This window comes from Streptomyces sp. AM6-12 (genome assembly GCF_044327085.1).
In the GTDB taxonomy this organism is placed as follows: Bacteria; Actinomycetota; Actinomycetes; order Streptomycetales; family Streptomycetaceae; genus Streptomyces.
Genome location: NZ_JBIQWN010000003.1, coordinates 194,331 through 213,015, shown reverse-complemented (window position 1 = coordinate 213,015; position 18,685 = coordinate 194,331). Strand labels below are relative to the sequence as shown.

Here is an 18,685-nt window from a genome sequence, read left to right as displayed (position 1 = left end):
CTGTCCTGCCTCCTTGGGGTGTTCTTCGAGCCGGTGACGTAACTTCAGGATTCTTGAAGCGTTCTCACTTCGTCCGATCGATCCGTGATCGGGGTGAAGGCGAGGAGGCTCGGGTTGGCGCTGGCGGCCGTACGCGACCTGCGCGAGTTCCGCGATCCGGTCTCGGCGGAGGAACTGGAACAGTTCGAGACCGACGTACTCGCCGGGTTCGTCCTCGCGCGGGCTTCGGCGGGGCTGGCGGACGGCACCATCCGCGGGGACGTCGGGCACTTGGACCAGATGCGGGCCTGGTTCGGCCGGCCGCTGTGGGATATGGAGCCGGCAGACGCCGACGGGTACTTCGGGAAGGTGCTGCGGGGCTCGCCGAGCGGCACCCGGCTGGCCCGCGCACAAGCGCTGACCACGTACTTCCTGTTCCTGGAGCTGCGGCACAAGGTCGAGATCCATCGGATGACCGGGCGGGTCATCGAGTGCCCGATCGACGAGATGAACCGCCCGCGGGGATCCAAGGACGCCGCCGCCCTGCGGATCCCGCCGACCGAGCCGGAAATCAAGACACTGTTTACCGGCTGGGGCGGCGAGCTGGCGACCTGCCGCAAGTTCGCCCCCACCGCGCGGAACTACACCGCATCGAAACTGATGTCGCAGGTCGGACTCAGGGTGAGCGAGGCATGCAAACTCGACCTGGCCGACATCAAGTGGGACCTGGGCCGCTTCGGCAAACTCCACGTGCGCCACGGCAAGGGCGCCCGCGGATCGGGCCCGCGTGAGCGGATGGTGCCGCTGATCAACGGTGCCGACCGCACGCTTCGGTGGTTCATCGAGGACGTCTGGGGCCAGTTCGACGACGACCACACCCGCCCCGGGGCCCCGCTGTTCCCCTCCGAGCGCAAGAACACCGACGGCTCTTCTCGCCGCGTCGGCGACGATGCCTTGCGCAACGGTCTTGCCGCCGCGGCGGAAGCCCATCTGCCCGGCTGGGCCAACACGCTGACGCCGCACGTCCTGCGGCACTTCTGCGCGTCCGAGCTCTACCTCGGCGGGCTTGATCTGCTCGGGATCCAAGAGGTCCTCGGACACTCCTGGATCGCCACCACGATGCGATACATCCACGTCCAGCAGACCCGGGTCGAGGACGCCTGGGTGTCCGGGCAGCAGCGGGCCGCGAAGCGGTTGGAAGGACTGATGGGATGAAGTGGAACCTTCGGCTGACCGCCGCGAACAAGGGAATCTGGAAGGCGTCCGAGCTCCAGCGGAGCCTGGCTGAGCACGGCTTGGTGATCTCGGCTGGGAAGATGTCCGGCCTGTGGTCCGGCCAGCCGGTCTCCCTCAAGCTGGAGGACCTGGACGTGATCTGTGTCGTGCTCGGCTGCGAGATCGGCGATCTGCTGATTCCCGAGCCCGGGAAGGTCAGCCGCCGAGGTCAGCAGATTGGAGTCCAGGAGGCCACGACCGGCTCGATGGTGGCCCCGGCCGTGGTGCCCAAGCGCCGCGACGGCCGTTCCCTGCCGCCGATGTGACCTGGTCGCCATCACCATGGGGGAGATCAGCGAGAACCAGCCGGCGGCCTCCTGCTCAGGCTGTTTCGCCTGGGGGCAGTTGCCCGGCCGGTTCTGCCGCGGCTGCTACACCTACGGCCAGCAACACGCCGTCGGCGAATGCGCCGGTTGCCGACGGCAGGTCCCGGTCGATACCAAGCACGGCTACTGCCGTCTCTGCCGGGCCCAGGCGACCTGGGCGATCAAGGCCAGCGGCAAGGCTTCGGTGATCGAGCCGTACCTACGGCGGGTGACCTGCCAGCAGTTGTTCTTCGCGAACCTCCAGCGGCCCAAGAACGGCGGGCCGCGGGTCGGCAAGGCCGGGCGACGAGTGCTGAAGCCGCCACCGCTTCCCGAACCGCCTCGCGTGATCACGACGTCAACGCAACTGACGCTGTTCACTGCCACTCGGGACTTCCGCCGGTTCGACCGGGAACTCCACGCCGACCTGGCCAATCCCTGGCTGGTCCGGGCCCGGCAGGCCGCTCGGGCAGTGGGAGAGGCTCGCGGCTGGAGCCGCTGGATCACCAGCGACGTGAACCGAGCCCTCGTCATCGTGCTGTCCGGCTTCCGCGAAGGTGAGTCAATCCGATACTCCGAGCTCTTCCCGGCACTACGACTCCGCGGGCTTCCGGTCGTGCGGACCGCTGAAGTCCTCGACCGTCTCGGGCTGTTCGCCGACGACCGGGCTCCCGCCGTCGACCGATGGTTGGAGCGAAAACTCGACGGCATGCCCTCGGGCATCCATCACGCCGTCGAAGCCTGGGTTCGCACTCTCCTCGACGGCGGTCCGCGGTCCGAGCCTCGCTCCCGGCATACGGCATGGGCCTACCTGGGTGAGATCCAGCCGGTGCTGCTGGAGTGGTCCAGACGCTACGACCACCTGCGAGAGGTTACCCGAGAGGACATCATCGCGGCCCGGGACGCTGTTGCCGGGAAACAGCGCGAGAGCCGGATCGTCGCCCTGCGGTCACTGTTCCGGCACGCGAGGAAGAGCGGACAGATCTTCCGCAACCCCACGATCCGCATCCGTGTCCCCCGACAGGCCGGTGGCATCCTCCAAGCCCTCGGCGAGGCGGACATCGACGAGGCCATCGCCACCGCCACCACCCCAGACATCCGACTCATCGTCGCCCTGGCCGCCGTCCACGCGGCACGGCCCAAGATGATCCGCACCATGCAGTTGGAGGACGTTGACCTGGGCAACCGGCGTATCACCGTCGGCGGCCACGTTCGCCCGCTCGACGACCTCACCCGCGGTGCCGTCCTGGACTGGCTCGACCACCGCCGCAGCCGCTGGCCGAACACGGCGAACCCCCACCTGCTGATCACGCAGAAGACCGCCGTTGAACTCGGCCCAGCCGGCAAGCTCTGGACCACCCGGGCCACTCGCAACCTCACCGCCACCCTCGAACGGCTCCGGGTCGACCGCCAGCTCGAAGAGGCCCTCACTCACGGCGCCGACCCCCTCCACCTCGCCCTCGTCTTCGGCATCGACGAGAAGACCGCCATCCGCTACGCGGACTCCGCCCGCAAGCTCCTCGGATCCGAAACCGAAATGGGCCCAGGGCGTTCTCCATGCACCCACACATCCTGGAAGCGTTTGATCAGCCGAGCAGAGCCTCGGTGATCTGGCGGGTGGTCTGCGCAGCAACCCGGGGATTTACAGCGGCGTAGGAGATGTAGGCGTTCAGGCCGGTGGCCAGGGCCCAGCCTCGGCCCCGTGTCCAGGTGGCGTCGTCGACGCCGAGCGTGGCGCGGAAGACGGCCCGGCTCCCGGCAGACATCAGGGTGAAGGCGATGGTCAGGTCGCAGGCCGGGTCGCCGATGCCGAGCTCGCCGAAGTCGATGACCGCGCTGAGGCGGCCGGCGACGGTCAGCAGGTTGCCGGTGTGGAAGTCGCCGTGGAACCAAACCGGCGGGCCATCCCATCCGGGGGCGCTCAGCGCCGCATCCCACAGCTCGGTCATGGCCGCGGCGTCGAACGCACCGTCGACCTCCGCGATAGCAGCTCGCGTCGCGCGGTCCCGGTCGGTCAGCGGCCGACCGGTGAGGTCCTCGCGAGCGTCCTCGACCGGGAAGTCCTCGGGAACGAATGTCTGAAGGGCGATGAGGAATTCCGCCAGTTGGACGGCAGCCCGGGACGAGTCGGCCAATGCCTCGGCGGTCGCCACATCGCCGTCCAGCCAGCGGGACACCGCCCACGGCCACGGATAGCCGAAGTCGGGCTCACCCACCCCCGCCGGTACTGGGATGGCCAACGGCAGGCGCGGGGCAAGCCTGGGGAGCCACTCAGACTCCTTCATGGCCTGTCTTATGGCACCCGCATGGCGGGGCAGCCGGACAGACAGGTCCTCGCCCAGCCGGTAGATCACATGGTCCGAACCGGCCGGGTCGAGCAGCTTGAGAGGCAGCTCGGCCCACTGCGGGAACTGCGTATCGACCAGGCGCCTGGCCAGTGCGGCATCGATCGCGGGGCGGGGGTCCCCGGCTCTCCCGGCTGTCAAGAGCAACTCCTGCGGTGGGCCCGCTCCATGCGGCGGGCAGTCGGAGCCATCACAGTGCCTCGTGCACTCGTCTGTCGATCGGTTTTCTCGACTGGCCGTCCTCTGCTCCGCGCACTCCACACGCCTACAGAAGCCGACCCAGCATGTTCCCCATGAACCCAGGGGGCTATCGCTGAAAATGGCGGCACCGGACCCTCAGGTTCCCGATGAACTGCCTTCAGTTTTCGCGAACCCACGGGGATCACGGCCCCGGACTCCTATCTCTGTCCCCAGGGGCAAAGTAGCTATCTGTGATGCTCAGGCTGTGGGATCGGTGAATCATCCTCCGCGAGGATGCGGTAGACGGTGGCCACCGAGGGGCGCTTGCCCTGGTTCTTGCCCGAGGTGATGACCAGCTTGCGGGCGATCTCGGGGACGGGGACACCGTTGGCCCGCAGGCTGCGGGCGTAGGCGGCCATGTCGTCGTCGACGACTTTGGGGCGTCCGCCGTGTCGACCGCGCTCGCGGGCGGATGCCTGGCCCTCCAGGGACTTCTCCCGGATGTACTCGCGCTCGGACTCGGCCATGCCGGCGAAGAATGCGAACAGGGCAGCGCCGTGCCCGGACGGGTCGTAGACCCCTTGGAGGGGGCCGGTGAGGAGTTCGAGCTGGATGTCGTGGTGGCGCAGGTCCTCGGCGATGGTCAGCAGCTCGGCGGCGCCGCGACCGTTCGCCTTCGCCTCGGCCACCAGGTCGCGCAGCGTCTTCTCACCCACCACCGGATACAGCGCCGTGCGCACGATCTCGTCGGGCTTGCCGACCGCGGCGTCCGCGAGCTTGAAGAAGATTCCCTCCTTGCCGCGGACCTTCTTCAACTCGGCGGTGAGCTGCTTTTCCACCCGCCGCTCGGCACGGGCGTTGATCTTCTGAACCAGGGCGATCAGCAGATCCGCCAGGGCGTCGGTGATCTCCGCCTGCCGCGAGGAGCACAGCGCCGCAAGCAGCGTGATCCGCACGTCCTCGGCGGTATCGCGGAAGTCCGAGGGATACATCTTGATCGCTCGCGCCCGCCACGCGGCCAGCAGCCTCTCCGAGCAGTGCGCGAACAGCCCCTCGGGCAGACCGAGTTTCCGTACGTCGTTCAGCTTGGTGATCTCTGTCAGCAGAGAGTCCAGCCCGACCGCGCCGGGGTCCCGCTTGAGCGAGGCCAGCAGCGCGGTGCCGTCCTCGTTGCCCTCGGTCACCAGTGCCAGCAGCCGGGCCGTGCACACCTGGCCCAGGCGCTCGATGGTCCGTGTGCAGAACGCCTTCTCCGCCCGGGACTGGGCTGCGGCGAGGATGCGGTCGATGCGGCCTGGCGGCTCGATCTTCCTCGCCCGGCACTCCACCAGCAGAGCATCGCGCTGCCGGTTCTCCACCAGTTCGACCGGACACACTTCGTCCGCCAGCCACATGATCAGCTGGTCCTCATCCGCCTGTGTCGCGGGACGGAACTTCAGTGCCTCCCGGATCTGCTTGCGGTGGTTCTTCGCGGAACGGCTGGCTAAGTCGTACTTCGCGAACTCGGCCGCCGGCACCTTCACCAGCCCTGCGACGTACTCCACCGCGGCCTGCGGAATCTCCTCCAGAAGATCGGGGAACCGGCCCTCCAGCTCGAAGAACTTCAGCATCAGGCAGAAGCCGAGCCGCGTCGTCCCCGCCTTGTTCGCCACCAGATCCCAGTCGCCGTCCACCAGCGTCCAGCACGCGATCACGTCTTCCGGCGACCACTCCTGCCGCACACCCGCGCCTTTCCTCGTCAGCCTCGGGCTTCACTCAGGCAGCCCAACGAGGAGGCAAGAACGGGGAAACGGTGTATCTGACTATCCGAAAGTTACCCGGTGGTTACTTTTCCCCTGGGGGCAGAGGTAGGAGTCCGGGGCCAACACCGAGATCGCCGAGGATCTCTTCATCACGGTGGCCACCGCCAAGTCGCACGTATCACGCCTGCTCACCAAACTGGGCGCCCGGGACCGTGTCCAGCTCGTGATTACCGCCTATGAAATGGGGCTCGTCACGCTGCCTCACTGATGGCGTCCCTGACCCCCACGAGGGAGTCGAAAGTGTCCCGTCACTCCCGTCTCGCGCCTCGGCACGGAGTTGGGCAACTGCGGCATCGATAGAGCAGTTCGTCCACTGCATGGTGCCCTTCTTGCCGTATCAGATGACCAGCCGCCTTGAGTCACTACGCGGGAAATGCCTTCGCCATGGAAACCTGGTCCCGGCATGATTCCCACCGTGCATGAAGACGAGGGCCATCGCAGGCGCGCGCGATACACGCTGGCTGATGAGGAACACGGGCATGCCTGGGGTGTCTGCGCCGAGGTGGAAGGGCTGTTCGGGGAGCCCCAGCGGGGGACCTACGAGCTGTTCGGCTGGGTTCCACAGGCAGAAGCGCGCGGCTGGATCGGCAACCGAGTGTGGCTGGTGCCGGACGATGAGACGCTCGATCCCTGGCTGCTGGAGGACGCGGAAAGCGTAGGCCAGCCCCTGGGGACAGACAGTCTCGTACTCACCGGCCTGGACGACTACGAAGGCCCACCCGAGGGACACTGGGGCCGAGTTCGCGTGCACGACGGGCACCGATGGCTGGGCTCCTGCCGGGAATTCGCCCGCGTCCTGCCGCCCGAACAGTCGGCGCCCCCGCTCGTCCTGCGGGGGCTCACCCAGGGTGATCAACTGCGGACAGCACTGCTGAAGGGCACCCGGCGGGCGCTGGACCTCGAGCAGGCCGCCTTGGAGATACAGGACGACCAGGGCGAGCCGCTCACCGAACGCCTGCTCTGGGCCAGAGTCAGCGCCTGGCGCCCATCCTCCTGCGGGACGGATCGGATCGACCTGGAGCTCGACGGAGAGCTCTTCACGCCCGTTCCCCAATACGCCCGGCCCACCTGGGAGCGGTGGTTCACCGGACCGCCGGACACCCAGGGTGCCTGGGGCGGCCTCGACACCCGGCGCCGCGGAGCCTGGCTCGACCTCGTCCGAGAGCGGGCCTGCCGGCGCACCCACCGTGATCTGCCGGCCGGTTACGCCTACGAACTCGACGGCCGACACGTCACCGACGAACCGGGCCTCTACCTGGCGCTCGGCGAGGCGGTGAACGGGGCGGGTGGCTACTTCGGCGGTTGTCTTGCCGCAGTCGATGACTGCCTGCGTGGCACCTTCGGCTACACCGCCCCCGCAACGCTGCTCTGGCGGGACGCTGCGACTGCACGCGAGCACCTGTCCCAGGCGCTGACACCTGACGGCCAGCCCTACGACCTGTTCGGCGTGGTCCTCGAGGCCCTGGCCGAGGGCGGCATGCACGTCACCTTGGCTTGACCTACGGTCCGTCCGCCGGGCATCGACCATGTCGGACGGTTTCCAACAACTTGTGCGCCGAGTCATTGACAGCAATGCCGTACGGTCCGTGAGTGTTGAGGCTTGGAACCCGGTCAACCCACTTCACCACCTGGGCGTTCCCGACGGCACGCCGTACCTTCTCTCACCGATCTTCGCCTACGACGTCCACCTCAACTCGTACTTCCATCGGGTGGACTTCCTGGAGAGCCCGCTCAACAGCCAGAACGCAACCGGGGCCGATCACCTCGCCTACCACCACTGGCGTCGACGTGACGTGAACGGACCCAGGGTCGACGGTGGTACGTGGAGCCAGGAGGTCTCACATCTCCAGCAGTTCTACCTGCACGCTGTTTCGAAGGGCTGGGTCAGCGAGGTTCCCATCCCGCAGCGAGCACCCAGGGAGTGGTCCGGCCACCAGGTGCCAGGCCGGGTCCGCCCGCTTCTGGAGGCACACGGCCACCACATCAACGCTTCTACCGCCCGCCTCCGCACGCCAGCCGACGTCGCGACGTTCCTCGCTCCCGACTCCACCCAGACCAAGGTCAAAACGACGAGTTAAGGATCTGCACGCCCTTAGGTATGCACGGTCCGCCCCCGGTACAGCGAACCTCTGATCCCCCGGAACTCCAGGTCGAGGCCGAGGCCGTCCCGTTCGGCGTGGATGTGCAGATGCGGCTCGCTGCTGTTCCCCGAGTTGCCGACCTCGCCGAGCAGTTGACCGGCCCGTACGACATCACCCGCGGCCACGGTCACGGTGCCCGGCCGCAGATGGGCGAGCTTGACGATCTCGGCACCCGTGTCGATCCACACGTGGTTGCCGTAGGGCGGCTGGTAGCGGATGACGCCGGGCTCCTGGTCCTCGACGAGGCCGGCGGCGGAGACGACCGTACCGTCGCACGGCGCGAACACGGGCTGCCCGTACACCAGATACCTCTCGTTCCCGCCGCGCCCGCCCGCGTTCCGGGAGCCGTCGGGCCCGACCTGGATGAGATCGAGCGCACCACGCTGCTCGGGAAACGCCGCGTGATGGTTCAGGCTCCGCCCGCCGCCCTGACCGACGAGCCAACGGCCGTCCCGCAGCGGGAAGTCGAGGGGCCGGGAGACGGCCACCCCCCAGCGGTGCCGCCGCGCCCGCGCCAGCAGCAGCCCGAACAGGACGCACAGGCCGATGCCCATGCCCAGCTCGGTGACATCACCCGTCGAGGGGAGCCGCGGCAGCCGCCAGGCGGAGGCGAGGGCCACGAGTGCGCCGGCCTGAAGAGGCCGGCGCATCCACCGGGGGAACTCGGCGGGTGCGCGCCAGCCGTGGACGACGAGGTAACCGGCCGCGACGATGAGTAGCCGGCCGCACCAGGCGACCCGGCTGGGAGCCGTCCAGCACGCGTCGATACGCACGGCGAACAGCACCGCGAGCACCACCCAGGCCACCGCCGGCAACACCCACCGGGGAACTCGCAGCCGCGCCGGCCGGTGAACGACCGGCTCGATCAACAGCGCGTCCAGCCGTTGGCCGTCCCGGCTGGCCGCGAACGCGCGCACCTCCCCCTCACTGCCCTGAATCACCAACCCCTCGGGACTGTCCCGCACCCCGGTGACCCTGCCGACCCGCCCGAAGGTGGCTTCCAGAATCTCGTCCATCCGCTTCTGCCCCACGGCGGCGATGACGTGGGGCGCCATCCGCTCCCGCTCCTGGGGCTCGGCGACGAGGAACCGGTGCAGTACCTCCACAACGACCTGCCGCCCGCCGCCCCCGTCCCGCATCAGCCCTGCCCCCCCTTTGCGCATCCGGTGTGGCCATGGTGTACGAGACGGGTATCGCTGGTCAGACGTTGCCTGGGAAGGGAGACGTGTACTCGACCACCGGCCTCCGATCAGCTTTGAGGTGGCGCGACTTGCACCTAGGCCGCCTTCGTCCCGAAGCAACTTGGGTGGGGGTGCTGCCTCAGGCCGGTAACGCTTCCTACCGGCGCTGAAGGTCCGCTGGGGTCCGGGCTCGTCCGCCGCTGCTCGTCGGCGTTGTCACGCAGTTAGACACTCACTCTTGCTGCTTCAAGTCGGGTGTCACCGCGGGAGTCCTGAGAAGTCAGGAACCTCTCGTTCGCCTAGGGATGTGCGTGGTCGTGGGGCAGGCCGCAGGTGAAGTTTCCCCGTAATCTTGGACACTAGTTCGTTATGCGGCGAGGGTGTGCTGATGCCGCTGCCTGGTCTCGGCGGGGGTGAGGTAGCCGAAGACCTTGTGTTGCGTAGGCGGCGGTTGTAGAAGGTCTCGATGAAGATGAAGACCTCGGCGCGGGCGGTTGCCCGGTCGGGCCAGACGCGGGTGCCGATCTCTTCCTTGAGTAGGGCCCAGAAACTCTCCGCGGCCGCGTTGTCGAAGCATGATCCGGTGCGTCCGCAGCTGGCCCGCAGTCCCAACTCCTCTATTCGTAGGCGGAATTGGGTCGAGGTGTATTCGCTGCCGCGGTCGCTGTGGATCACGCAGCCGGGTTCCAGGTTCCCTCGGCCGTGGGCCATGTCGAGGGCATCGACGACGAGCTCGGCGCGGTGGTGGTCGGCCATGGCGTAGCCGACGACCTCGCGGGTGGCCAGGTCCAGCCAGCAGGCGAGGTAGAGCCAGCCCTCGGCGGTGGGCAGGTAAGTGATGTCGCCGACCAGTTTGATCCCAGGGCGCTCGGCGTGAAAGTCGCGGCCGATCAGGTCCGGGGCCGGCTTCGCCTTCTTGTCGGGCCGGGTCAGCGAGCGCCGCTTGCGCCGGGTGACGCCTCGGATGTCGCGCTCGCGCATCACGCGGGCGATGCGCTTGCGGTTCACCCGCCGGCCCAGACGCCGCAGTTCGGCGTGGATGCGCGGGACACCGTAGGTGCGGCGGGAGGCGATGTGCACCACGGTGATCTCGTGCGCGAGCGCGTCGTCAGCGGCCTGCCGGGCATGGCGGGCGGCCTCGCCCTCGCGCCACGCGTAGTAGGAGGAGCGGGCGACGTGCAGCACCCGGCACAGCAGAACAGCCGCGCAGCGACTCGGAGCTGATGCCGAGTTCCCGGGCGATCGCCGTGACCGTCTTGCCCGAGGAGTCGACGAGCGCGATCGCGTCCCGCTTGAACTCTTCGGTGTACCGCTTCGTGTACTTGCTTCCCACCTGGTGCTACTTCCTCTGGAACCTCAGGACCCAGTCTCCAGGTGTCCACGATCAAGGGGAAGGTTCACCGAGCCATCGGACTCATCACTGAGGCCGCGGCACGCTTGCGGTGCACCCCGTGGGAGCTAGACCACGCGATCTGGGAAGACCAGCGTAAGGTCTGACCGCAGCGAACAGTTGCGCGCCTCGCATTAAGGGCTCGCAGAGAATCAAGATGCTGCTTCACGTGATGCGGCTCGTTGTTGTGATATGGGCGTCTCCGATGAGGTCCGTGGTCAACTCGCCGTGAAGTTCGGGCGTTGTTCCCACCCCTAACGAGCTCGTGCATGGTTGGCGTTGGCAGGTCGAGACCTTGATCGCCGATCATGGTCTGCGTGGTGGGGATCCGGACGCGTGCAGCGGTTATTCGCAGTCAGCAGATCACCGGACTGAGTTCAGAGGTGATCGCCGAACTCGTAGCGGAGATCGGCCCGTTGTGGCACGAGCGGCACCAGGCGGCACTGGCGTCGCGTCCGCGTCGGCGAGCAGTCGGTGCCGGCGCCAAACACAAGCTCGTCTTCGTCGACCGGCTCCTGGCCACGTTGATCCACCTCCGCCATGGCGTCACCCACGACGTGCTGGCCTGCTGGTTCGGCGTGAACCGCTCCACCATCACGCGTGCGATCGGTGAAGTACGCCCGCTGCTGGCCCAGCGGGGCTGCACCATCGCGCCCGGCCTGCGTCTCCGCACGCTCGCCGAGGTGGTTGACCACCTCGGCGAAAACCAGAAGACCGGCATCATCGACGGCACCGAGATCCGGGTGCGCCGCCCGGCCGCCGGACGCAAGGACCGGGACAAGTTCATCTCGGGCAAGAACAAGCAGAACGCCGTCAAGTCCATGGTCTTCACGGACGAGGACGGCCGCCTGCTGTACTGCAGCCCGGCTGAGCCCGCGAGCTGCGCGGACATCACCCATGCTCGCAAGTTAGGGCTGGTCAGAGTCCTGTCCGACGGCCCTGCGGTGGAGATCCTCGCGGATGCCGGCTACCAGGGACTGGGCGCCCAGACCGGCGGACGCGTGATCACACCACCCCACCGCAAGTTCAAGAAGAACGCCCCAGACTGGTACGAGGAGATCCATGAACAGCGACGCAAGGCCCACTCCTCGCGCCGCATCCGTGTCGAGCACGGCATCGCTCATCTGAAGAACTGGCGAGCCCTCGCCCGCCACCACGGTCGGCGTGAGCACATGAGCGACATCATTCAAGCAGTCGCCGCGCTGCTCTCTCACCAGCAGGCGGTCACCCTCGTACCCGATGAACGAGTGTAAATACCGCACCAGTTCGTACCCCTCGACGTGCCAACGCCAACCATGCACGAGCTCATTAGACGAGCGGCAGCGGCGTCTGCTGATGGGAGCCGAGGCCCGGATCCTGGGGCACGGCGGTATCCGGACGGTCCCACGGGCGGCCCAGGCCAGCGAGACTACGGTCCGCAAAGGCGTGGACGGGCTGAAGGCCGGCGAGGAGCCTCTGGGCCGGGTACGCAGGCCCGGGGGTGGGCGCAAGATCTTGATCCGGGACTGCGGCGCGTCAGCAGGAACGGCCGGTTGAGCCGGGGGTCCGGGAAACGCTCCAGCACCTCCTCGATGCGGTCCAGCTTGGCGTCGCGCTCGGGGTCGGGCGACTCCTGCCACGCCTTGGTCCGCTGGAAGGTCACGCCGCGGCGGGCGAGCAGGCACCGTAACGCCTCGCGGCCGATCCGGATGACGCGGCCGTGGACTTCCCGCAGGTAAGCGGCGAGTTTGCGGATGGACCAGCGGGTGAAGGGCTGGCACGAGTTGGGTCGGGCGGGTGGTGGCCGTCTGAACGACGAGGTCCTCGTCGTCAGGCTTGAGCAGGCGGGGACGGCCTCCCGCCCACCGAGGGTCCAGACAGGCCAGGCCGATCTCGTTGAACCGGTGGATCACATCCCGGACGGTGTCCTCATCGCCCTGCACCAGCTTCGCGATCACGGGCACCCGGTTACCGCCGGCCGAGGCCAGCAGCATCATCGCGCGCCGACAGCGCACCGAACTGGTGCTGCCCCGGCGCACGATCTGTTGCAGCTTCTGCTCCTCCTGGCCGGTCAACCTGCGCGCACGGACAGGCTCGGCCCCCACACCCCCCAGCAGTCGGATCGGACGTCACCGCCCATCCAGCCGCCGGAGCCCTCGCCCCGGCCAACCTTCCCGGTCAGAGCACTAGCATGCGGACCCGGCGCAGCGCACCAGGCGCGCCACGGGCGGCCGCCTCCTCACCGCCGGTCCCCAGGGGACGAAGCGGTTCTCAAGAAGCTGGCAGAGCCCGCGTTCGTTGGTCTGGCCATGACCGTTTCCCGTGACGACCGGGTTCGATCCCTTCTGATCGACTCTGCCGACCTGGTAGCGACAGTGGAGATGACCGGATGGAGCCCGCAGGCCCGCAGAGGACGCGGCGGACACCATCGACCTGCTGGTGGAATCACTGGGACGCCTCGGCGGAGCCGAAGACGCCGGTGCGGGGCTGCGATCCTACGGGCGTACCGGTGGTAGGCGCGCTGAATGAGCGAGCCGAGGTGCGTATGTGCGCTCGAAGTACGCGATATGTACGGTCCCCCGCTCAGTCCGGTCAACAGTGGAGCGGCCTGCTACGGACCACAAAGCCGCAGGCACGGGCAGCGGGCATCGGGGTAGATGCTGAAAGGTGCCCGGCGGCCGGCGCCGGAAGGCAGTGCCTTGGCGACGTGCACTGTCCGTGGCAACGTCCGGAAGGCCAGGCGGATATGGGGCGTACGCGTGCGGATGCGAGTACCAGGCATCCTCGTCATGAGCGCAGGGGGGAAGCACGGCTGCCGGCGGTGGTCGCGACGCTCGCCGCGATCTCCCTGTACCTGCTGCTGCCGCAGCGGCTGCTGATCGCCCCTCGGTACGTGCTGCCTGCCCTGGAATGCCTGCTGCTCATCCCGCTCATCGCGATCAACCCCAAACGGCTGACCCGGCAGACCAAGGCTTTCCGCGTGCTGTCACTGACGCTCGTCGGGGTCATCGCGGGCAGCAACCTGGTCGCGCTGGCCATCCTGATCCATGAGCTGCTCTACGCCGGGGTGAAGGACGGCCGGTCCCTGCTGGTGGCCGCGCTGCAGGTGTGGCTCACCAACATCATCGTCTTCGGGCTGGCCTACTGGGAGCTGGACCGGGGCGGCCCGGTCAGCCGCACCCAGGTGCCCCGCTCCGCCCTACCCCTGGCGGACTTCCGTTTCTCCCAGGACGAGAACGACGACGCCGTCCAGGAAGTCGCCGACGGTGCCAGCGCCACCTCGGACTGGGTCCCCACGCTGATGGACTACCTGTACGTGTCCACCACCAACTCCACGGCCTTCAGCCCGACCGACACCATGCCGCTGTCGACCCGGGCCAAGGCCATGATGAGCATCCAGAGCGTCTCCGCCCTGCTGACCTCGCTCCTGGTGATCGCGCGCGCCGTCAGCATCCTGCACTGACAGCCCCCACGGTGCCGCTTCCGTGTTGCTCCCCGACGCCTGGTGAGGACACTGAAGACAAGGCGAGGCGAGGGCAGGAGGTCTTGTGTGGCCGCCACGCGGTACGGGGCGGCGGGTGCTCCTGGCCGCGTCCGCCCTGCTGGCGCTGCTCGCCTGCGGTGTCGGCGGGTACGCGCGGCTGGGGTTCTCCCTGCCGGACGCCGTCTATCTGACGGTGATGACGCTGACCACGGAGGGGTTCTCCGGTGCCGACCGGCTCAGCGAGGCCGGCAAGCTCTTCACCGCCGCGCTGGCGGTGGTGGGGGTCGCGGTCTTCGTCGCGGTCCTGGGGCTGATCGGGACGGCACTGGTGGAGGGACGGTTCGGGCCTGCGGGAAGGAAGCGCCGGATGCAGCACCGCGTCGACGCGCTGCGCGACCATTTCATCGTCTGCGCCTACGGGCGGGTCGGCCAGGCCGTGACCCGCGAGTTCGCGGCCGAGGGCGTTCCCTTCGTCGTGATCGAGGGCGACGCCACCCTGGAAGAGCGGCTGCAGCGTGAGCGCGCGCCCTACCTGATCGGCAACGCCGCCTCCGAGCAGGTGTTGCGCCGCGCGGGCATCGACCACGCCCGCGGTCTGGTCTGCGCGGTCGACTCGGACGCCGAGAGCGTCTACATCACCCTGATCGCCCACTCCCTCAATCCCTCGCTCGCCATCGTCTCGCGGGCCTCGGAGGCTGCGTCGGCCGAACGTCTCGCCCACGCCGGCGCGAGCAGCGTGGTCTCTCCCTACATCACCAGCGGCCGGCGTATGGCGTTGCTGGCGGTCCGCCCGCACGTGGTGGACTTCCTGGAGTTCACCCGGGCCGGCAGCTCCGACTTTCGGATCGAGGAGATCCGCTTCGACGTCGGCTCCCGCCTCGTGGGACGGCCCCTGCGCCAGGCGTGCGGGGGAGCGCTGCCCCTGCTGATCCGCCGCGCCGACGGCGCCCTGGAGCCCAACCCCGATCCGGAGACCGCCGTACGGGCCGGGGACACCATGATCGTTTTCGGGGACCCCGGCGCTCTGCGCCCCATCGAGGACGAATAGCCGAAGCCGGTCGCGATCGAGCCCGTTCAGCCGGACGGTGGCGACCCCCGGCCACGATCACATGATCCGGCTCTGGAACATCACCGACCCGACCCGCCCGCAGCCGTGGCAGAAGCCACTGAGCCACCCGGACGTCGTCTACGCGGTCGCTTCCCGCTCCCCGCGGTCGATCGAGGTCAGCTTCGGCACCAGCCGGGCCGGAGCCATCGACGTCACGCTCTCCACCACGGCGTCCGCCGACGGGATCGTGACGCTCACGGTCGCTGTGGCGAAGGCGTTACATCGCCGTGACGCCCACAACGAAGAAGATCGACAGGCTTCGTGGTGTCAGGAGTTCGGGGCGGGGGCCCCACGTACGACCGCTAGACACGGAGAGTCGACCATGACCAAGTCCACCAAGTTCGTGATGGCAGTTGCCGGCGTCGCACTGGCAGGGATCACCGGCACGGGTGTCGCGCAGGCATCCACCACCGCGCACCCGGCCGGCTCCGGCGCGCCGTCCTCGTGCCGCCCCGCCAACCTCAAGACGAAGATCACGCCGGACACCGCCAGCTCCGGGCACCGCCACTACCGCGTCACGCTGACCGCCGCCCCCAAGACCAGCGCCTGCCAGCTCGCCGGCTCCCCCCGCAACGTGAAGTTCTACGACAACGGCTCCCTCAAGGGCATCACCACCAAGCCCTACGGCTCGCAGAACACCAAGGTGACCTTCGGCCCCGGCCACCCCGTCCACTTCGACATCCAGGTCCCCAACACCGCCAAGGGCGCGCCCGCCAACCGGACCGTCTTCACCCTCCGCACCCCCGGCGGCGGAGTCATCCCCGGCAACCAGGAAGCCGACGGCAAGCTCTCCGTCGACTTCGGCACCCAGATCGGCCCCGTGAAGCCCGGCGCCTGACCCACACCACAAGCCAAGACCGACCGCATGCGGCCCGCCACCCCACGGTGGCGGGCCGCACCCGACGGTGCGGGGGCCTCTATGCCCTTCGTCACACGAGGCGTGGGGTTCTGGGTTCGCCGTGCTTCGAGGCCCCGGAGGACTTGGTCGTGGGGGCGAGCCGAGGTGACGTTCCCCGACGCGGGCCGGGTCCCCGACCGGCTGGAGTACGCCCCGGACAGCAGGAGGGTCAAGCAGGGCGCCACGTGAAGGCCGAGTCCCCCGGGCGGCGGCCGCGGAACCGCCCGTTCCCCGAATCCGTCGCTCCGCTCAGGCGGCGAACCTGCCGCATAGCCAGTTGCCCGGTTCCGTGGGGTCGTCGCTCGTCCAGAACTGGTGCCACAGCATCGCGAACTCCCCAAGGTCGAGATGGCCGTCGCCGTTTGCGTCGAGCAGTTCGAAGACGCCGGTCAGGTCGACCGGCCGACCGTTCCAGGTCTCCACGAGTCGCCGGTGCTCCTCCGGGCTGATGCGGCCGTCCCCGTCGGTGTCCACGGCGTCGAAGACCGTGTTCACCGTGGCGGTGACCTCCGCCGCCATCGCGGGCAGCCTGTCGACCACCGTGAGCAGTTCGGGCAGGTCGACCGTCCCGCTTCCCCAGGCGCCCCCGGCCTCGCGCAGTGCCGACCACCACCCCATCAGCAGCGTCTCGACCCGCGCGCGCAGTTCCGTCCCCGGGCCCACCGCGGGCAGCCGGCTCCAGCGGGCGACCAGCGCCCTGAAGTCCTCCTCGCGCAGACAGCCGTCCCCGTCGGCGTCGAACGCGGCAAACATCCCCCTGAGCTTGCGCTCCTGGAACTCGCTGGCCATGAACGGCCTCCCTCGGCACCGAACCGAACCGCGGACCCCGGCGGACACCCCACGCAGCAGCGGCGGACCACCGGTCACTGTAGGCCGCGGGCCACACGCCCCCAAGTGGGCACATGTGTGCGAGCGGCCGGAATCCCGTGACCCGATCCCGCACGCCCCAACCACCGCCCCCGGACGGCCAGTTCAAATGTTCGCAAAGGGTACATGCCGCACCCCGGTCCGCCACCCGGCGTCCCTGCGCCCTCTCCCTGTGCCGTCCGCCGGTCTCCGGCCCGCGCACAAAGGGTCCTTTTGGCACGGCCAACCATCCCTTATGGAATCGGGGCGACATGTGACCACCGTCTCCGCTCCGCCGGGAACCGGAGGAGGCGGGAATTCGTCGCCTCCGGGCCAAGCCCATTGCCGGAAAGGCTCGTTGATGCAAGCCCGTTCCGAATGGTGAGATACGCTGAGTGGCAGCGGTTGATGAAACGGTCCTCCGGCCCGACCTCCGGGGTGGACCGAATCCTCCGTACCCCCGTCGTGCCCATGGGTCGCCGACGGGTACTCCTCTTCGAGCAGGAATTGATGCCCGTTCAATCATTGGCGGAGCTGGTACGCTTCGCGCGCCTCAACTCACCGTTCTACCAACAGCTTTACTCGCACCTTCCCGACCAGGTCACCCAGCTCACGGACCTACCGGTCGTGCCCCAGGCGGAATTCTGGCGGGCCAACTCACCCCGCGAGAACACACTGCTGACAGCCCCGCTGGAGGAAGCGGTCGTCTTTCGCAGCGGCGGAACCACGGGATCCCCGAAGTTCTCCTGCTACACACGCACCGAATGGCGGGAATTCACCTCCGCTTTTGGCGCAGGACTTGTCAACGCCGGTCTTCGGCCGGGCCATCGAGTGGCCGATCTGTTCTACGCCGGGGACCTGTACGCGAGTTTCACCTTCATCCTGGATTCACTGCACCGCTCCCCGGTGGCCAACGTACGGCTTCCCCTGGGCGGCGCGACACCCTGGGAATCCACCGCGGCCACCTTGGAGGAGTTCCGCGTCGAGGTCGTCGCCGGCACCCCGACCACCCTCTGCGCGCTCGCCGAACGCCTCACCGCGGCCGGCCGCACCCTGCCCGACGTCGAGCTCCTCTTCTTCGGCGGGGAGTGCCTCTTCGCTGACCAGCTCCCGCTGCTCGGCAAGGCGTTCCCGAACGCCGAGGCCCGCTCACTGGGCTATGCGAGCGTCGACGCGGGCCTCCTCGGCGAGGCCGTACCCGGCGGCGACCCGCGGGCGCACCGCGCGTTCGTCCCGCACACGGCCGTGGAGATCCTCGACGACGAGGACGTGCCCGTCGAGGACACCGGCGTCGCGGGACGCCTGGTCGTCACGGATCTGCGCCGCCGGCTGATGCCGGTACTGCGCTATCCGGCGGGCGACCGCGCGGAGTGGGTGGACCGGGACGCGGGCGTCTTCCGCATTCTCGGCCGCGCCGAGGAGGGCGTACGGGTCGGCCCCGTCTCCCTCTACACCGAGGACGTGCACGACGTCGTGCGCGGCGTCGACACGGCGGGCGAGATCACCGGGCTCCAGCTCGTGATACGCCGCCAAGACGGCCGCGACGGCCTCGTCCTGCGCCTCGCCACCGGCGAACTTGCCGACCGGCACGGCGCGTTGGGCGCCGCCGTGGCCGCGGCCGTCCTCGCCCAGCGGCCGGCCTACACCGGCGCGGCGGACGCCGGACACGTGAACCCGCTCACCGTGGAGTGGGCACGGCACCAGGATCTCGCCGTCAACTCCCGTTCCGGGAAACTGGTACGGGTCGTCGACGAACGGCCGCACTCATGAGC

At 68.7% G+C, this 18,685-nt stretch carries 16 protein-coding genes and 3 pseudogenes; 12 read left to right on the top strand and 7 right to left on the bottom strand.

Annotated features, from left to right (window positions below):
• The first annotated feature begins 84 nt into the window (after window positions 1-84).
• The 3 genes from ACE4Q9_RS34210 to ACE4Q9_RS34200 are packed head-to-tail and all read left to right on the top strand — an operon-like array spanning window position 85 to window position 3,168.
• Window positions 85-1,194, top strand: a complete 1,110-nt coding sequence (locus ACE4Q9_RS34210) for a tyrosine-type recombinase/integrase (protein ID WP_397988547.1) — start codon at window positions 85-87, stop codon at window positions 1,192-1,194.
• Window positions 1,191-1,520, top strand: coding sequence for a helix-turn-helix domain-containing protein (locus tag ACE4Q9_RS34205; RefSeq protein WP_397988545.1), 330 nt, complete (start codon window positions 1,191-1,193; stop codon window positions 1,518-1,520). The genes ACE4Q9_RS34210 and ACE4Q9_RS34205 overlap by 4 nt, the downstream gene beginning before the upstream one ends.
• 16 nt (window positions 1,521-1,536) lie before the next feature.
• The gene (locus ACE4Q9_RS34200) at window positions 1,537-3,168 is read left to right on the top strand and encodes a hypothetical protein (protein ID WP_397988544.1); all 1,632 of its coding nucleotides are present in this window, start codon (window positions 1,537-1,539) and stop codon (window positions 3,166-3,168) included.
• Here the strand turns inward: ACE4Q9_RS34200 and ACE4Q9_RS34195 are convergent.
• Together ACE4Q9_RS34195 and ACE4Q9_RS34190 are read right to left on the bottom strand one after the other, a co-directional pair.
• Window positions 3,146-4,045, bottom strand: a complete 900-nt coding sequence (locus ACE4Q9_RS34195; protein WP_397988872.1) for an aminoglycoside phosphotransferase family protein — start codon at window positions 4,043-4,045, stop codon at window positions 3,146-3,148. The two genes, ACE4Q9_RS34200 and ACE4Q9_RS34195, sit on opposite strands and share 23 nt — an antisense overlap.
• Before the next feature lie 284 nt (window positions 4,046-4,329).
• Window positions 4,330-5,805 carry a DUF4158 domain-containing protein gene (locus tag ACE4Q9_RS34190; RefSeq protein ID WP_397988542.1) on the bottom strand — a complete coding sequence of 492 codons (1,476 nt, stop codon included), beginning with the start codon at window positions 5,803-5,805 and terminating at the stop codon, window positions 4,330-4,332.
• A gap of 139 nt (window positions 5,806-5,944) precedes the next feature.
• On the opposite strand from ACE4Q9_RS34190, the pseudogene ACE4Q9_RS34185 reads away from it, so the two are divergent.
• From ACE4Q9_RS34185 to ACE4Q9_RS34175, 3 genes and pseudogenes are all read left to right on the top strand, one after another.
• Window positions 5,945-6,094 (top strand): annotated as a pseudogene (locus ACE4Q9_RS34185) (response regulator transcription factor); the annotation flags it as partial.
• Between the two features lie 195 nt (window positions 6,095-6,289).
• Window positions 6,290-7,384 carry a hypothetical protein gene (locus ACE4Q9_RS34180; RefSeq protein ID WP_397988540.1) on the top strand — a complete coding sequence of 365 codons (1,095 nt, stop codon included), beginning with the start codon at window positions 6,290-6,292 and terminating at the stop codon, window positions 7,382-7,384.
• An 88-nt stretch (window positions 7,385-7,472) separates the two neighbouring features.
• Window positions 7,473-7,964, top strand: a complete 492-nt coding sequence (locus tag ACE4Q9_RS34175) for a hypothetical protein (RefSeq protein WP_397988539.1) — start codon at window positions 7,473-7,475, stop codon at window positions 7,962-7,964.
• A 14-nt stretch (window positions 7,965-7,978) separates the two neighbouring features.
• On the opposite strand, the gene ACE4Q9_RS34170 is transcribed toward ACE4Q9_RS34175, so the two are convergent.
• The 3 genes from ACE4Q9_RS34170 to ACE4Q9_RS34160 all read right to left on the bottom strand — a co-directional run bounded on the left by ACE4Q9_RS34170 (window position 7,979) and on the right by ACE4Q9_RS34160 (window position 10,541).
• A complete protein-coding gene (locus ACE4Q9_RS34170) occupies window positions 7,979-9,166 on the bottom strand; it encodes a M23 family metallopeptidase (protein WP_397988538.1) in 1,188 nt (395 codons plus the stop codon).
• Window positions 9,167-9,466: 300 nt separating this feature from the next.
• A complete protein-coding gene (locus ACE4Q9_RS34165; protein WP_397988536.1) occupies window positions 9,467-10,393 on the bottom strand; it encodes an IS3 family transposase in 927 nt (308 codons plus the stop codon).
• Window positions 10,317-10,541 (bottom strand): transposase, encoded by a 225-nt coding sequence (locus tag ACE4Q9_RS34160; protein WP_397988535.1) that lies wholly within the window; start codon window positions 10,539-10,541, stop codon window positions 10,317-10,319. The genes ACE4Q9_RS34165 and ACE4Q9_RS34160 overlap by 77 nt, the downstream gene beginning before the upstream one ends.
• Window positions 10,542-10,915: 374 nt before the next feature.
• Between ACE4Q9_RS34160 and ACE4Q9_RS34155 the strand changes: the two genes are divergently transcribed.
• A complete protein-coding gene (locus ACE4Q9_RS34155) occupies window positions 10,916-11,851 on the top strand; it encodes a transposase family protein (protein ID WP_397988326.1) in 936 nt (311 codons plus the stop codon).
• 82 nt (window positions 11,852-11,933) lie between these two features.
• Window positions 11,934-12,089: pseudogene (locus tag ACE4Q9_RS34150) on the top strand (ISAzo13 family transposase); the annotation flags it as partial.
• Between the two features lie 52 nt (window positions 12,090-12,141).
• On the opposite strand, the pseudogene ACE4Q9_RS34145 reads toward ACE4Q9_RS34150, so the two are convergent.
• Window positions 12,142-12,574, bottom strand: a pseudogene (locus tag ACE4Q9_RS34145) (transposase); the annotation flags it as partial.
• Between the two features lie 824 nt (window positions 12,575-13,398).
• Here ACE4Q9_RS34145 and ACE4Q9_RS34140 point away from each other — a divergent pair.
• From ACE4Q9_RS34140 to ACE4Q9_RS34130, 3 genes are all read left to right on the top strand, one after another.
• A complete protein-coding gene (locus ACE4Q9_RS34140; protein ID WP_397988533.1) occupies window positions 13,399-14,040 on the top strand; it encodes a hypothetical protein in 642 nt (213 codons plus the stop codon).
• A 115-nt stretch (window positions 14,041-14,155) separates the two neighbouring features.
• A complete protein-coding gene (locus ACE4Q9_RS34135; protein ID WP_397988531.1) occupies window positions 14,156-15,109 on the top strand; it encodes a potassium channel family protein in 954 nt (317 codons plus the stop codon).
• A 382-nt stretch (window positions 15,110-15,491) separates the two neighbouring features.
• The gene (locus tag ACE4Q9_RS34130) at window positions 15,492-16,007 is read left to right on the top strand and encodes a DUF4232 domain-containing protein (RefSeq protein ID WP_397988529.1); all 516 of its coding nucleotides are present in this window, start codon (window positions 15,492-15,494) and stop codon (window positions 16,005-16,007) included.
• Window positions 16,008-16,316: 309 nt separating this feature from the next.
• On the opposite strand, the gene ACE4Q9_RS34125 is transcribed toward ACE4Q9_RS34130, so the two are convergent.
• The gene (locus tag ACE4Q9_RS34125) at window positions 16,317-16,856 is read right to left on the bottom strand and encodes an EF-hand domain-containing protein (RefSeq protein WP_397988527.1); all 540 of its coding nucleotides are present in this window, start codon (window positions 16,854-16,856) and stop codon (window positions 16,317-16,319) included.
• Window positions 16,857-17,744: 888 nt separating this feature from the next.
• On the opposite strand from ACE4Q9_RS34125, the gene ACE4Q9_RS34120 reads away from it, so the two are divergent.
• Complete coding sequence (locus ACE4Q9_RS34120; RefSeq protein WP_397988525.1) at window positions 17,745-18,683, top strand: phenylacetate--CoA ligase family protein; 939 nt, start codon at window positions 17,745-17,747, stop codon at window positions 18,681-18,683.
• The last annotated feature ends 2 nt before the right edge of the window (window positions 18,684-18,685 follow it).